This is a genomic window from Stenotrophomonas rhizophila (assembly GCF_003651185.1).
Taxonomy (GTDB): domain Bacteria; phylum Pseudomonadota; class Gammaproteobacteria; order Xanthomonadales; family Xanthomonadaceae; genus Stenotrophomonas; species Stenotrophomonas maltophilia_Z.
In genome coordinates, this window is the sequence record NZ_RCDC01000004.1 from 2,336,656 (window position 1) to 2,350,069 (window position 13,414).

General features: G+C 65.7%; 16 protein-coding genes and 2 tRNA genes. 6 read left to right on the forward strand and 12 right to left on the reverse strand.

From position 1 onward, the window contains the following. The first annotated feature begins 1 nt into the window (after position 1). Positions 2–2,317: an ATP-binding protein gene (locus BCL79_RS10385; protein WP_121040600.1), complete on the forward strand. Its 2,316-nt coding sequence runs from the start codon at positions 2–4 to the stop codon at positions 2,315–2,317. Between the two features lies 1 nt (position 2,318). Here BCL79_RS10385 and bfr read toward each other — a convergent pair whose 3' ends face one another. From bfr to BCL79_RS10400, 3 genes are all read right to left on the reverse strand, one after another. Further along, the gene (bfr, locus tag BCL79_RS10390; protein ID WP_121040602.1) at positions 2,319–2,789 is read right to left on the reverse strand and encodes a bacterioferritin; all 471 of its coding nucleotides are present in this window, start codon (positions 2,787–2,789) and stop codon (positions 2,319–2,321) included. 107 nt (positions 2,790–2,896) lie between these two features. Beyond that, entirely contained in the window at positions 2,897–3,103 is a 207-nt protein-coding gene (locus BCL79_RS10395; protein WP_121040604.1) for a (2Fe-2S)-binding protein, read from the reverse strand. 116 nt (positions 3,104–3,219) lie between these two features. Then, positions 3,220–3,852 carry an RNA pyrophosphohydrolase gene (locus BCL79_RS10400; RefSeq protein WP_121040607.1) on the reverse strand — a complete coding sequence of 211 codons (633 nt, stop codon included), beginning with the start codon at positions 3,850–3,852 and terminating at the stop codon, positions 3,220–3,222. Positions 3,853–3,973: 121 nt separating this feature from the next. On the opposite strand from BCL79_RS10400, the gene BCL79_RS10405 reads away from it, so the two are divergent. Together BCL79_RS10405 and BCL79_RS10410 are read left to right on the forward strand one after the other, a co-directional pair. After that, positions 3,974–4,050, forward strand: a tRNA-Met gene (locus BCL79_RS10405). 49 nt (positions 4,051–4,099) lie between these two features. Further along, a tRNA-Gln gene (locus BCL79_RS10410) sits at positions 4,100–4,174 on the forward strand. A 441-nt stretch (positions 4,175–4,615) separates the two neighbouring features. Here BCL79_RS10410 and rpsI read toward each other — a convergent pair. Then, complete coding sequence (rpsI, locus tag BCL79_RS10415) at positions 4,616–5,008, reverse strand: 30S ribosomal protein S9 (RefSeq protein WP_019185318.1); 393 nt, start codon at positions 5,006–5,008, stop codon at positions 4,616–4,618. 2 nt (positions 5,009–5,010) lie between these two features. Then, positions 5,011–5,439 (reverse strand): 50S ribosomal protein L13, encoded by a 429-nt coding sequence (gene rplM / locus BCL79_RS10420; protein ID WP_038685795.1) that lies wholly within the window; start codon positions 5,437–5,439, stop codon positions 5,011–5,013. 180 nt (positions 5,440–5,619) lie between these two features. Between rplM and coq7 the strand changes: the two genes are divergently transcribed. Further along, on the forward strand, positions 5,620–6,264 hold the full coding sequence (coq7, locus tag BCL79_RS10425; protein WP_121040609.1) for a 2-polyprenyl-3-methyl-6-methoxy-1,4-benzoquinone monooxygenase: 645 nt from the start codon (positions 5,620–5,622) through the stop codon (positions 6,262–6,264). Positions 6,265–6,388: 124 nt separating this feature from the next. Here coq7 and sugE read toward each other — a convergent pair whose 3' ends face one another. Further along, the gene (gene sugE / locus BCL79_RS10430; RefSeq protein WP_046273055.1) at positions 6,389–6,706 is read right to left on the reverse strand and encodes a quaternary ammonium compound efflux SMR transporter SugE; all 318 of its coding nucleotides are present in this window, start codon (positions 6,704–6,706) and stop codon (positions 6,389–6,391) included. Positions 6,707–6,876: 170 nt separating this feature from the next. Further along, complete coding sequence (speD, locus tag BCL79_RS10435; protein ID WP_019185315.1) at positions 6,877–7,671, reverse strand: adenosylmethionine decarboxylase; 795 nt, start codon at positions 7,669–7,671, stop codon at positions 6,877–6,879. A gap of 170 nt (positions 7,672–7,841) precedes the next feature. On the opposite strand from speD, the gene crp reads away from it, so the two are divergent. After that, positions 7,842–8,507 carry a cAMP-activated global transcriptional regulator CRP gene (crp, locus tag BCL79_RS10440; RefSeq protein ID WP_088433580.1) on the forward strand — a complete coding sequence of 222 codons (666 nt, stop codon included), beginning with the start codon at positions 7,842–7,844 and terminating at the stop codon, positions 8,505–8,507. 63 nt (positions 8,508–8,570) lie between these two features. Then, a complete protein-coding gene (locus tag BCL79_RS10445; RefSeq protein WP_121040611.1) occupies positions 8,571–9,332 on the forward strand; it encodes a sulfite exporter TauE/SafE family protein in 762 nt (253 codons plus the stop codon). Between the two features lie 49 nt (positions 9,333–9,381). Here BCL79_RS10445 and BCL79_RS10450 read toward each other — a convergent pair whose 3' ends face one another. From BCL79_RS10450 to BCL79_RS10470, 5 genes are all read right to left on the reverse strand, one after another. After that, entirely contained in the window at positions 9,382–10,098 is a 717-nt protein-coding gene (locus BCL79_RS10450; protein ID WP_121040613.1) for a haloacid dehalogenase-like hydrolase, read from the reverse strand. Next, the gene (gene trpC, locus BCL79_RS10455; protein WP_121040615.1) at positions 10,095–10,889 is read right to left on the reverse strand and encodes an indole-3-glycerol phosphate synthase TrpC; all 795 of its coding nucleotides are present in this window, start codon (positions 10,887–10,889) and stop codon (positions 10,095–10,097) included. Before trpC ends, BCL79_RS10450 begins: the two co-directional genes overlap by 4 nt. Positions 10,890–10,953: 64 nt before the next feature. Beyond that, a complete protein-coding gene (gene trpD / locus BCL79_RS10460) occupies positions 10,954–11,991 on the reverse strand; it encodes an anthranilate phosphoribosyltransferase (protein WP_121040617.1) in 1,038 nt (345 codons plus the stop codon). Positions 11,992–12,023: 32 nt separating this feature from the next. After that, complete coding sequence (locus BCL79_RS10465; protein ID WP_121040619.1) at positions 12,024–12,602, reverse strand: anthranilate synthase component II; 579 nt, start codon at positions 12,600–12,602, stop codon at positions 12,024–12,026. A 2-nt stretch (positions 12,603–12,604) separates the two neighbouring features. Further along, positions 12,605–13,393 carry an SIMPL domain-containing protein gene (locus tag BCL79_RS10470; protein WP_121040621.1) on the reverse strand — a complete coding sequence of 263 codons (789 nt, stop codon included), beginning with the start codon at positions 13,391–13,393 and terminating at the stop codon, positions 12,605–12,607. Between the last annotated feature and the right edge of the window lie 21 nt (positions 13,394–13,414).

Sequence of the window (13,414 nt, forward strand, 5' to 3'; positions counted from 1 at the left end):
CATGGGACGCCACGGACGGCCAGCCCCCTCCTCCACCCCGGCCTCGCTGTGGATCAGCGCTGCGGCGGCCGCCCTGTGTGCCACTGCCGCGGTGATGGCGCGCATCGGTGCCAATGGGCCATGGATCGACATTGCCGCCGGCACCGGCGTGCTGGCACTGATCGCCGGCATCCAGGCGGTACGCCGCTGGCGTGACGCGCAGGACCAGCTGGAGAGGCTGCAGCGGGGCAATGAGGCGCTGGTGCTCGAGCGCGATCAGCTGCAGCAGCGCCGTCAGCAGCAGAACCAGCTGGAACAGGAACTGCTCAGCGCCAAGCAGGCCGCCGAAGCCGCGGCGCTGGCCAAGGGTGAGTTCCTGGCCACCATGAGCCACGAGATCCGAACGCCGCTCAACGGCATCCTGCCGATGCTCGATCTGATCGCGCGCGGCCAGCTCGGCAGTGACCAGCGCCAGATGCTGCAGACCGCAGCGACCAGCTCACAGCAGCTGCTGAGGATCGTCGATGACATCCTCGATTACTCCCGGCTCGAGGCCAAGGGCCTGAACCTGGAGATCACCACGTTCAACCTGCGCGAGCTGCTCGAAGGGCTGGTGCAGTTGATGCAGCGCGCCGCCGATCCGAAAGGCCTGCAGCTCTTGCTCGAACTCGACCCGGCGGTACGCCTGTCCGTCCGTGGCGACCCGGTGCGCCTGCGCCAGGTGCTGAGCAACCTGCTGGTCAACGCGATCAAGTTCACCGAGCGTGGCCAGATCCGGCTGCGCGTGCTGCGCCAGGGCGAGACCAACGCGCAGCACCAACTGCGGTTCGAGATCGCCGACAGCGGGATCGGCATCGACGACGCCCTGCAGGCGCGCCTGTTCCAATCCTTCAGCCAGGCCGATGCCTCGACCACGCGCCTGTATGGCGGTACCGGGCTGGGCCTGGCCATCTGCAAGCGCATCATCGACCTGATGCATGGCCGCATCGGCGTGCAGTCCACCGTGGGGCGCGGCGCTACGTTCTGGTTCGAGATTCCGCTGCTCAAGGTGATCGGTGATCTGCCTGCCGTCGGCAACACGCGGCGCGCCCTGCTGATCACCCGCGATGCGGTGCTCGCCCAGCGCATCGAGCGGGTGACCCAGCTCCATGATCTGCGCCTGCACACCGTGGAGACCAGCGCCGAAGCGATCGACGCCCTTCGCGCCCCACAGCGCCCCGGTATCGACCCGGCCCTGGCCTGGGTGATCGCCGACACCGACGGCCTGCGCCATGGCACCCAGGCATTGCAGAAGGCGGTGGCCGGGAACGAACAGCATCCCGCTGCGCAGCTGCTGTGGCTGTATGGCGATGAGGCGCCCGCGCCCGAGGCGCTTGGCCCGGGACCCGCCCTGTCGCGGCAGGGCGCTGACAGTGAACTGCACGCGCTGCTGCGCCCGGTGGTGCCCAGCGCGCGCCCGGCCGCGCTGCTGGCCGAGGTGGAGTACGCAGGCTCGCCCACGGCACTGCCGCAGTTCCCGCTGCGCGTGCTCCTGGTGGAAGACAACAGCGTCAACCTGCTGGTCGCGCAGCGGCTGCTGCAGGTGCTGGGCTGCGAGGTGGAGACCGCCACCGAAGGCGAGCAGGCACTGGAGGCACTGCACGCCCGGCCGTTCGATGTGGTGCTGATGGATTGCCAGATGCCGGTGCTGGATGGCTACGACGCCACCCGCCGCTGGCGCGCGCACGAGGCCACACGGGGCGCGGCACGGCTGCCGATCGTGGCGATGACCGCCAATGCGATGGCCGGCGACCGCGAGCGCTGCCTGCAGGCCGGCATGGACGATTACCTGTCCAAACCGATCCACCGCGAAACACTCCAGGCCGTGCTGGCTCGCTGGGGAAGCGTGATGGCCGACGACCCGGCCGTGCAGCCACCGTCCCTGCCCGAGCAGCAGCCTTCACCGCCCGCGGCGCTGCCAGCACGCGACGAGGCGCCGGCCCCGGTGCTTGATCAGGACGTGCTGGATGAACTGCTGGAGGTTATTGGTCCCGATACCGCGCGCATCATCGGCGTGTTCCTGGATGACACGCCACCGTTGATCCGCCAGCTGCAGGACGCCTCGGTCGCAGCGGACCTGGACCAGCTGCGCGCGTTGGCGCACAGCCTCAAGTCGGCCAGCGCCAATGTGGGTGCGATGGCGCTGTCGGCAGCGGCCTGGCGGATCGAGCACGATGCCCGCGCCGGCACGCTGGAGCGCCCCGCCGTGGCGGTGGCGCTGTTGATCGCCGAGTTCGCGCGTGCACGGATCGCGCTGGCCGGCTATCACGCCCGCCTGCGCGCCCCGCTGCAGGGCTGACTCAGTCTTCGATCTTGGTCAGCAGGTAGTTCGGTTCGCCGATGCGCTCGATCAGATCCAGCTGGGTTTCCAGCCAGTCGATGTGCTCTTCCTCGGACGCGAGGATTTTCACGAACAGCTGGCGGCTGACGTAATCGCCGATCGAATCGGCATACGCCACAGCCTCGCGCAGCGTGACCACGCCGTCGCGTTCCAGGCTGAGGTCGCACTGCAGGATCTCGGCCGGGTTCTCGCCGATGCGCAGCTTGCCCAGCGCCTGGAAGTTCGGCAGGCCTTCGAGGAAGAGGATGCGGTCGGACAGGATGTCCGCATGCTTCATCTCTTCGATCGATTCCTTGTACTCGTGATCGGCGAGTTCCTTCAGGCCCCAGTTCTTCAGCATCTTGGCGTGCAGGAAGTACTGGTTGATCGCGGTCAGCTCGTTGTAGAGGACCTTGTTGAGGAATTCGATGACTTTGGCGTCGCCCTTCATGAGCGTGCTCCTGCTGCGTGGAATCGCGGGCACTGTAGCGCGTCGTGCGCAGGCATGAAGGAACGCGAATCGTGCTCAGTTGCGGCCCGCTACCGGGCGGCCCGAGCTCAGGCGGCTTGCAGGCCGAGAACCGGCAGTGGCAGGTCGTGGGTGGCGCTGAACTTGACCAGCAGGTCGGCCGCCATGTCCAGGCAGGAACCGCAGGTGGCGCCGCAGCCGGTGCGCATCGTCAACTCGGACACGCTCACGACACCGCTCTGGGCGGCTTCGCGGATCTGATGGTCGGTAACCCCGTTGCAGATGCAGACGTACACGTGCGGACTCGGCAGGCAGGCCCGGATCGGCCTGCTGCTATTCCAATCGAAATGCGAATGGTTGTCAATTTCGAACCTGAATCATTCTCGATACGGTTCAGAGCCGCCAGCAGCGCTCAGACGGCGCCCGGCTCGCCCTTGGCTTTGCTGCGCGGCCAGTAGCCGCCCCCCCGCTTGGGCGTGGTGCGCTTGCGCGGCCGATCGTGACCGGCGGCGTTGCCCGGCATCCAGGCTTCCTGGGCGGACTTGGGCATCGTTTCCACCCCCGTCCCGGCCACCCCCCGTGCCAGCGGCGCCAGATGGCGCAGGGCACGTGCATAGACGCCCCGCTTGAACATCACCACATGCTCCACCGGGTACCAGAAATCGACCCAACGCCACTGGTCGAACTCGGGGCTGTCCGTATGGTCCAGGGTGACGTGGGATTCGTCCCCGGCCAGCCGGAGCAGGAACCACACCTGCTTCTGGCCGATACAGACCTGCCGTTCATTGCGGCGGATGGCCCGTGCCGGCAGCCGATAGCGAAGCCAACCCGGCGTCGCCCCGAGCACTTCAACGTGCTCCGGCAACAACCCGGTTTCTTCCTGCAACTCGCGATACATGGCTTCGACAGGCGTCTCGTCGGTGTTCATGCCGCCCTGCGGGAACTGCCAGCCATCCCGGCGCACACGTCGTGCCCAGAAAACCTGCCCATCCTGCCGCATCAGCACAATACCGACGTTCGGTCGATAGCCGTCCGGATCGATCACGATGCGGACTCCTAGAAAAATCTACTGATCGGGACTGTGCCACGCCCGCTGCCCACTCACAAGCGCGGTGAAAAAGTGTTGACAGATTCCGAATACATCTCCAGAATTGCCGGCTCCCTGAGGCTATGTAGCTCAGCCGGTTAGAGCACAGCACTCATAATGCTGGGGTCGGTGGTTCGAGTCCACCCATAGCCACCAAGTTCGCTTGGTTTTTCAGGGAGAAAGTGCAATAATTGCACGCACATTTTGCCCCGTCGCCAAGCGGTAAGGCACCTGACTCTGACTCAGGCATTCGGTGGTTCGAATCCATCCGGGGCAGCCAAACAAACAGAAAAGGCCGATCGAAAGATCGGCCTTTTCTGTTTGTTTGGGCGTTTGTCCGGGCGCGAAGCGCCCGGACCCCACACCTTGCGCAGCACGGTGTGGGCGCCAGCCCTCCCCTGCCACATCCCCGCGCCTGACGGCGCGCCCCCTTGTACTCCAAGGGGGCTGTTTCACCAGAGAGAGGACGGCCAGCCGACACCCCGCCCATGCCGGGCCGCGAGAGTAGCCGACCAGCGGTCGGCACTACCGCCCCTATGAAACAGCGGCGAGCGCAGCAGTGCCGCCGGAAGCATCGCCATCCCTCGCTGCATCCACCTGACAACCAAGCGATCTGCGGGGACGAAACCCACCCCCCGGAAACGACAAAAGCCCGGCCGAAGCCGGGCTTTTGCGTACCTCCCAGGGGGATCCCGAAGGATCCCACGCCAGGCGCGATGGATCAGCGCTTGGAGAACTGGGTGGCGCGACGTGCCTTGTGCAGGCCGACCTTCTTACGCTCGACTTCACGGGCGTCACGGGTCATGAAGCCAGCCTTGCGCAGCTCGGACTTCAGGGTTTCGTCGTATTCGATCAGCGCGCGGGCGATGCCCAGACGGATCGCACCGGCCTGACCCGTGGTACCACCGCCAGCGGCGGTGACCATGATGTCGAAGGTTTCGGTGTTCTTGGTCAGTTCCAGCGGCTGACGCACGATCATGCGCGCCGTCTCACGGCCAAAGAACTCGTCCAGCGGACGGCCATTGACGGTGATGTTGCCGGCGCCCTTGCGCAGGAACACGCGGGCGGTGGAGGACTTGCGGCGGCCGGTGCCGTAGTTTTGCGTGATAGCCATGATTAGATATCCAGAACCTGAGGCTGCTGAGCGGCGTGCGGGTGCTCGGAACCCGAGTACACCTTGAGCTTGCGGTACATGGCGCGGCCCAGCGGGCCCTTCGGCAGCATGCCCTTGACGGCGGTCTCGATGACACGCTCCGGGTGGCGCTCAAGCGCCTGGGCCAGAGTTTCGGTCTTCAGGTTGCCGATGTAGCCAGTGAAACGGTGATACAGCTTGTCCTGCAGCTTGTTGCCGGTGACGACAATCTTTTCTGCATTGATGACAACCAGGTAATCACCGGTATCAACGTGAGGGGTGTAAACCGGCTTGTGCTTGCCGCGCAGACGGCGGGCCAGCTCGGTGGACAGACGGCCCAGCGTCTTGCCGGATGCGTCGACGAGATACCAGTCGCGCTGGACGGTCTCGGACTTTGCAGTGAAAGTGCTCATGAAAGAACTCTAGTAGGTCGGGCTCATTACGGCGCAGTACGGCCGGAACTCTGCCACGCGTTGTGAAGAGGCGGGATTGTACTGGCCATGCCCGCCACATGCAAGTTGACCGGATCCCGGCTTGGCACACCGGTCCGCGGGGGCGAGAATCGACAGTCCCCCGCCGCGACACCACCTGCCATGACCGCGCTCCGCCAGATCACGCCGCTCGACCACCTGCTGACCGAAGCCCAGCGGGCCCTGGATACCGTGTTCGGCAACCCGCCGGCCAGCCGCCCCTACCCCGCCGAGGCCACCCCGGACGTGCAGATGGCCGACCCCGAGCGCCGCCACGCGGCCGGGCTGATGCGCATCAACCATGTCGGCGAGGTCTGCGCCCAGGGCCTGTACTTCGGCCAGGCCGCGGTTGCCCGTGAGCCGGAAACCCGCGCCCACCTGCTCGATGCCGCCCAGGAAGAGACCGACCATCTGGCCTGGTGCGCCCAGCGCCTGCGCGAGCTGGACAGCCGCCCCAGCCTGTTCAACCCGATCTGGTATGCCGGCAGCTACACCATCGGCACCCTGGCCGGCCTGCGTGGGGATGGCTGGAACCTGGGCTTCGTGGTCGAGACCGAACGCCAGGTCGAAGCCCATCTGGACGAACACCTGGACACCCTGCCCCCGGCCGACCTGCGCAGCCGTGAGGTGATCAAGGTGATGAAGATCGACGAGGCCCGCCACGCCGACCACGCCGAGCATGCCGGCGCGCGGAAGCTGCCCGCACCGATCCCGTCGGTGATGGCGCTGGCCTCCAAGGTCATGAAGACCATCGCGTACCGGTTGTAACGGCGTATCGACCAACTTGTAACGGCGTATCGACCAACGGTCGATACCTACCGGAACGGCGCGCGCGGCATGGGTTGCGGGCCGGCTTGCCACCGGTAGCGCCCGACCGTTGGTCGGGCGACGATCAGGCAGAGACCAGCTTCAGCCCGATCACACCGGCCACGATCAACGCGATGCAGGCCAGCCGCGACGGCGAGGCGCTGTCGCCGAACAGGAAGATGCCCAGCATCGCCACGCCCAGTGCGCCGATCCCGGTCCAGATCGCATAGGCCGTGCCGACCGGGATGGATTTCATCGCCTGGCTCATCAGGTACAGGCTGACCAGGGCGGCGGCAACGGTGGCCAGGGTGGGAAGGGGCTTGCTGAAGCCTTCGGAGTACTTCATTCCGATGGCGAAGCCGATCTCGAACAGACCGGCAACCAGGAGATAGATCCAGGGCATGGGGGGATTCCTTGGGTTAACAAAAGCAAAACGGCCCGGTGTTTTCACACCGGACCGTCGTCGGTAGCTGCCGTGGAACCGGGTTTTGCGCAAACACCGGTTTCACAGGGCGGGCCGTCCCGCCTGAACGAGGCCGTCCGGGCGAGGCCCGGACGACATCGCGACGTGCGTTACTCGGCCAGATTGCGCCCATGGAACAGCTCTTCGATCTCACGACGCAGCAGCGCCTCGATCTTCATGCGTTCCTTGAACGACAGGTTCTTGGCCTTCTCTTCGAACAGGTACTGGTCCAGATCGAAGTCCTTCAGGTGCATCTTCGTGTGGAAGATATTTTCCTGATAGACATTGACGTCGAACATCTCGTAACGCGACTTGATGTTCTTGGCCAGGAAGTTCTGGATCGAGTTGATCTTGTGATCGATGTAGTGCTTCTTGCCCTTCACGTCACGAGTGAAGCCACGCACGCGGTAATCCATGATCACGATGTCCGATTCCAGACTCTCGATCAGGTAGTTCAGCGCTTTCAACGGGGAAATCACGCCACAGGTGGCCACATCGATGTCCGCGCGGAACGTGGCGATGCCCTCCTGCGGATGGGTTTCCGGGTACGTATGGACAGTGATGTGGCTCTTGTCCATGTGGGCAACCACGGCGTCGGAGATCAGCTCCTTGCCGGCCTGCTTCTTGTCGATCACCGGCTCTTCCGAGATCAGGATCGTCACCGAGGCACCCTGGGGGTCGTAGTCCTGGCGGGCCACGTTCAGGATGTTCGCGCCGATGATCTCGGCAACGTCGGTCAGGATCTGAGTCAGCCTATCGGCGTTGTACTCTTCATCAATATATTCGATGTAACGCTGACGCTCCTCTTCGGTGCGGGCGTAACAGACGTCATAGATGTTGAAGCTCAGCGCCTTGGTGAGGTTGTTGAAACCCTGCAACCTCAGGCGAGGCAACGGCTTGACCACGGCGGTCGATCCTGTGTGTGGTGGGAAAGAAGTAATTATGGGGCAAAGTGATCGGGGGCGAAACTTGCATTGAAACGAGTACCTGTGCTCGGTTTGCCCTTAACAATTCGGATCGTTAAGCTCCCGGCACATAGCCGTGAATTCTTCATGAGCAATCGGAGCGCCTCAACGTGTCAACTGTGCGCCTTGCCACAAGTCCATTGGCCCTGGATATCGCAACAATCGATCGCTTCCTGGCCCACAGCCACCGCCGCCGTTACCCCGCCCGTACCGACGTGTTCCGTCCAGGCGATCCGGCCGGCACCCTCTACTACGTGATCAGTGGCTCAGTCTCAATAATGGCTGAGGAAGATGACGATCGTGAGCTGGTGCTGGGCTACTTCGGCTCGGGAGAATTCGTCGGTGAGATGGGGCTGTTCGTCGAATCGGACCGGCGCGAGGTGATCCTGCGCACCCGCACCCCGTGCGAGCTGGCCGAGATCAGCTACGAGCGCCTGCATCAGCTGTTCCTGGGCCCGCTCTCGGCCGATGCGCCGCGCCTGCTCTACTCGATCGGCCAGCAGCTCTCCAAGCGCCTGCTCGACACCAGCAGGAAAGCCAGCCGCCTGGCCTTCCTGGATGTGACCGACCGCATCGTGCGGACCCTGCACGATCTTTCCCGCGAGCCGGAGGCGATGAGCCACCCGCAGGGCACGCAGCTGCGCGTCTCGCGCCAGGAACTGGCCCGCCTTGTCGGTTGCTCGCGTGAAATGGCCGGCCGCGTGCTGAAGAAGCTGCAGACCGACGGGCAGCTGCATGCCCGCGGCAAGACCGTCGTTCTGTACGGCACCCGCTGATCGGGCCTTGGTCGTGCCGGCCGCTGGCCGGCAACCCTGCCCATTTGCCGCTAGGCTGTCGGCATGGAGCTTGGCAGCGAATTCTATTGGTTCATCCTGATCGGCCTCGGCGCGCAGCTGATCGATGGCGCGCTGGGCATGGCCTTCGGGCTGGTGTCCTCTTCGGTGCTGCTCAGCATGGGCCTGCCGCCCGCCGCGGTCAGCGCCAGCATCCATACCGCGGAGGTCTTCACCACCGGGGCCTCCGGGGTCTCGCATCTGGTCGCTGGCAATGTGGACCGCCGGTTGTTCCTGCGCCTGGCGTTGCCCGGCGCCGTCGGCGGGGTGGTTGGCGCCTACGTGCTGACCCAGCTGCCCGGCGACGTGATCCGCCCCTTCATCTATATGTATCTGCTGGTGCTGGCGATCTTCATCCTGCTGCGTGCGGCCGGCCGGATGCTGCCGGCCCAGGAAGTGAAGCGCGTCCCGCTGCTGGGCTTCGTGGCCGGCCTGCTGGATGCCAGTGGCGGTGGCGGCTGGGGCCCGGTGGCGACCTCCACCCTGCTCGCCCGCGGCGGCCAGGCGCGCACCACCATCGGCACGGTCAATGCCGCCGAGTTCGTGGTGACCTTGGCGGTGTCGATCACGTTCCTGCTGACCATGGGCGTGCAGTACCTGAACATCGTGGCCGGCCTGTTGATCGGCGGGATGATGGCCGCGCCGGTGGCCGCGATCCTGGTCAAAAAGGTCAAGGAACGCTGGGTGCTGGTGGCCGTTGGCGTGCTGGTGCTCGGCATCAGCCTGTTCCAGATCGGCCATGCGATCGTGCAGTGGCGCGCAGGCTGAGCCGGACGCGACACCTTTTCAACCCTTCCCGGGTGTTTTCAGCGCCGGATCAGACCGGGTCGCCGGCCCGGTCGACACAGCCCCAGTTGAGCACCGGGGTACCCGGCGGCAGCACCTGGCGGAAATAGTCCACCCGTGACGCCTTCGGATTGACCACCACCGGTGCGGCAGCGGCCAGCAGCAACGGCAGGTCGGCGCTGCTGTCGGAATAGGCGACATCGATCTCGCCATAGCCGCGCTCGCGCAGCATCCGCATCTTTTCTTCGTTGTGGCAGTGGCGGGTGGCGATGACCGCGCCCAGGAACGGGCCGACCTCACTGCCGATCACCGGCACGCCCTGATGCGCCACGAAGGCCAGGATCGCGCGGGCCAGTTCCGGCGGTGCACCGGTAGCGACCACCACGCGGTCGCCGGCGGCGCGGTGACGCGCGAACACCTCCAGCGCGACCGGCAGCAGGCGGCGGCGGATATCGGCCTCGTGCTTGAGCACGTAGCGGTCGATCACCTTGTTGAACTCGCGCGCCCGATGCAGGCCAAACGTGGCGATCCAGACATAGCCGGAGATGCCGCGGCGGCGGGTGGGCAGGAAGGCCACCAGCGGGCCGAGCAGCGGCGTGGCGACCAGGGCGGCCAGCAGCCGCAGCGGGTTGCGCTTGATCAGCCAGGCGAACAGATGGCTGCCGGAATCGCCGTCATACAGGGTGTGATCGAAATCGAAGACCACCAGCGGGGCGTCGTCGCGCGGCGTTGGGTAGATCGCTGTCATGCGCTGAAGAATAGCTGACGCAGGCCCTCGCCGGGCTCTTCCACGCGCATGAAGGCCTCACCGACCAGGAAGGCGTTGACCCCGGCCTGACGCATCACGCTGACATCGGCCGGGCCGAGGATGCCGCTTTCGGTGACCAGCAGGCGGTCGCGCGGCACGGCCTGGCGCATGTCCAGCGTGGTCCGCAGCGACACCTCGAAGGTGCGCAGGTTGCGATTGTTGATGCCGATCAGCGGCACCGGCACCTGGATGGCGCGCTCGAGCTCGTCGATGTCGTGCACTTCCACCAGCACGTCCATGCCCAGCTGCATGGCCAGGTCGGACAGCTCGGCCAGCTGGCGGTCGTCGAGGGCGGCCACGATCAGCAGGATGCAGTCGGCGCCGAGCACGCGCGCTTCGTACACCTGGTAGGCGTCGATCACGAAGTCCTTGCGCAGCACCGGCAGCGTGCACGCTTCACGCGCCTGCTGCAGGTAGGCGTCGCTGCCCTGGAAGAAATCCACGTCGGTCAGCACCGACAGGCAGCTGGCGCCGCCGAATTCGTAGCTCACCGCGATATCCGCCGGATGGAAGTCCGGGCGGATCACGCCCTTGGACGGGCTGGCCTTCTTGATCTCGGCGATCACGGCCGGGTTGCCGGCGGTGATCGAGGCGCGCAGCGCATCAGCGAAGCCGCGTACGGGCGGCGCCTGCTCCACGCGCGCGATCAGTGCTTCAAGCGGCAACTGGGCCCGGCGTGCGGCGACTTCTTCGGCCTTGCGGGCCAGGATGGTATCGAGGATGTCGCTCATGTCATTGGGGGTCCTGGAGGCCGGCCATTATCGACCAGCCCCGCTGAATTCGGAAAACGCGGGCTCAGACGGCCCCGCGGATGCGGCGGGTGGCGGCGACGTACTGCTCCATCCGCGAGCGCGCACTGCCATCGGCCAGCACCGCACGGGCACGGGCCAGACCATCGGCGATGCTGTCGGCGACACCGGCCACGTACAGCGCGGCGCCGGCATTGAGCGCCACGATATCCAGCGCGGGGCCGGGCTGGTTGTCGAGCACACCGCGCAGCATCGCGATGGATTCCGCCGGGCTGTCCACCTTGAGGTTGCGGCTGGCCGACATCGCGATGCCGAAATCTTCCGGATGGATCTCGTACTCGCGCACCTTGCCGTCGCGCAGTTCGCCCACCAGCGTCCCGGCGCCGAGCGAGATCTCATCCATGTTGTCGCGGCCCCACACCACCAGCGCGCGTTCGGCACCGAGTTCGCGCAGCACGCGCGCCTGGATGCCGACCAGATCCGAATGGAACACGCCCATCAACACGTTGGTCGCACCGACCGGATTGGTCAGCGGGCCAAGGATGTTGAAGATCGTACGCACGCCCATTTCGCGGCGCACGGGTGCGACGACCTTCATCGCCGGGTGGTGCATCGGCGCGAACATGAAACCGATGCCGGTTTCGGTGATTGCGCGCGCGACGTCCTCCGGCTGCAGATCGATGATCGCGCCCAGCGCCTCGACCGCATCGGCACTGCCGGACTTGGAAGAGACACTCCGGTTGCCATGCTTGGCCACCTTGGCCCCGGCCGCGGACACCACGAACATCGCGCAGGTGGAGATGTTGAAGGTGTGCGAGCCATCGCCACCGGTGCCGACGATATCCACCAGATGCGTTCTGTCTTCCACCGGCACCGCGCGGGCGAGCTCGCGCATCACGGTGGCGGCACCGGCGATTTCGCCGATGGTTTCCTTCTTGACCCGCAGGCCGGTCAGGATCGCGGCGGTCATCACCGGCGAGACTTCACCGCGCATGATCTGCCGCATCAGGTCGACCATTTCGTCGAAGAAGATTTCGCGGTGCTCGATGGTGCGCTGCAGGGCTTCCTGGGGGGAGAAGGTCATGCGGGGTCCTTTGTGATGCAGGTGCGGCGCGCTCAGCGCTGCAGGAAGTTCTTCAGCAGGGCGTGGCCATGCTCGGTGAGGATCGACTCGGGGTGGAACTGCACGCCCTCGACCGGATGTTCGCGATGGCGCAGGCCCATGATCTCTTCGATCGAGCCGTCCGCGTTCTCCGTCCAGGCGGTCATTTCCAGGCACGCCGGCAGCGTGGTCTTGTCCACCACCAGCGAGTGGTAGCGCGTGGCCTGGTAGCGGTCCGGCAGGCCGGCGAACACGCCCCTGCCTTCATGGCGGATCGGCGAGGTCTTGCCGTGCATGATGTTGCCCGCGCGGATCACATCGCCGCCGTACACCTGGCCGATGCTCTGGTGGCCCAGGCACACGCCCAGGATCGGCGTGGTCGGGCCAAGCCGACGGATCAGCTCCAGCGACACCCCCGCTTCGTTGGGCGTGCACGGGCCAGGCGAGATCACGATGCGTTCGGGCGCGAGCGCGGCGATCTCATCGACGCTCAACGCGTCGTTGCGCACCACCTTCACCTCGGCGCCCAGCGTCTGCAGGTACTGCACGAGGTTGTAGGTGAAGCTGTCGTAGTTGTCGAGCATCAACAACATGGTCAGGGTCCGTCTTGAATGAGGAAAATGGCGTACACGTTCTCGGTGTACGTAATGGGCGCGGCGGTGAGCAGTTCGCCGCCCGACGACGCGCGATAGCGCGATCCGGTCACAGCCACCTTGTCCAGCGTTGCGCTTTCCCCGCCGTAGCCGAAGCCATCCCGGCCGGGCGTGCCCCAGGTGCCGGCCTGCACGCCATAAGCGAAGTTCGGCGCGACGTCGGAAATGCTGTACAGACCGGTGATCTTCGTGCCGTAGGCGCCAGCCAGGCCCTTGGCCGATTCGCGCGTCTGCGCGGCGGCCTCGGCCTTCAGGTCGCCACGCAGGCGGCTTTCACCCGAATACGTGGGTTCAGCGGTACTGACCTGGACCTCGCGGCTGGCCTTCAGTTCGCCCAGGAAGGCTTTCAGCGCCTGCGCGTCCGGGAACTCGGCCTTCAGGTCGCGCCGGGCGGCGGTGCCGTTGAACACCTCCTCATCGTTGCGATAGCGCGTAGATGGCGCGATGCTCAGGTTGGCGGCGAGCACGCTGCCGTCGATGGCGCCATGCTGGGCAAACAGCTGCAGCACCCGCTCAGCGTTGGCCTGTACGCGGGCGCGGGCGGTGTCGGTCTGCATGTCGATAGATTCCAGCGCCACCTTGACCGTGAAGCGGTCCGGCATCACCGTGCGGGTGGCACTGCCCTTGACCAGCAGATGGGGCTGCGAGGGAAGGGTATTGGCCTGCGCCCATGCGGACCCGGCCACCACGGCCAACGTCGACGACAACAGCAATGCGCTCAGCAGCTTCATGCGGTATTCCTTGTCAGAAGG

What these genes read in the sequence shown, in the direction of transcription:
- BCL79_RS10385 (WP_121040600.1), top strand. Translation starts at nt 2, where the DNA reads ATGGGACGCCACGGACGGCCAGCCCCCTCCTCCACCCCGGCCTCGCTG.
- bfr (WP_121040602.1), bottom strand. Translation starts at nt 2,789, where the DNA reads ATGAAGGGCGACGCCAAAGTCATCGAATTCCTCAACAAGGTCCTCTAC.
- rpsI (WP_019185318.1), bottom strand. Translation starts at nt 5,008, where the DNA reads ATGGCTATCACGCAAAACTACGGCACCGGCCGCCGCAAGTCCTCCACC.
- rplM (WP_038685795.1), bottom strand. Translation starts at nt 5,439, where the DNA reads ATGAGCACTTTCACTGCAAAGTCCGAGACCGTCCAGCGCGACTGGTAT.
- coq7 (WP_121040609.1), top strand. Translation starts at nt 5,620, where the DNA reads ATGACCGCGCTCCGCCAGATCACGCCGCTCGACCACCTGCTGACCGAA.
- sugE (WP_046273055.1), bottom strand. Translation starts at nt 6,706, where the DNA reads ATGCCCTGGATCTATCTCCTGGTTGCCGGTCTGTTCGAGATCGGCTTC.
- BCL79_RS10445 (WP_121040611.1), top strand. Translation starts at nt 8,571, where the DNA reads ATGGAGCTTGGCAGCGAATTCTATTGGTTCATCCTGATCGGCCTCGGC.
- BCL79_RS10450 (WP_121040613.1), bottom strand. Translation starts at nt 10,098, where the DNA reads ATGACAGCGATCTACCCAACGCCGCGCGACGACGCCCCGCTGGTGGTC.
- trpC (WP_121040615.1), bottom strand. Translation starts at nt 10,889, where the DNA reads ATGAGCGACATCCTCGATACCATCCTGGCCCGCAAGGCCGAAGAAGTC.
- trpD (WP_121040617.1), bottom strand. Translation starts at nt 11,991, where the DNA reads ATGACCTTCTCCCCCCAGGAAGCCCTGCAGCGCACCATCGAGCACCGC.
- BCL79_RS10465 (WP_121040619.1), bottom strand. Translation starts at nt 12,602, where the DNA reads ATGTTGTTGATGCTCGACAACTACGACAGCTTCACCTACAACCTCGTG.
- BCL79_RS10470 (WP_121040621.1), bottom strand. Translation starts at nt 13,393, where the DNA reads ATGAAGCTGCTGAGCGCATTGCTGTTGTCGTCGACGTTGGCCGTGGTG.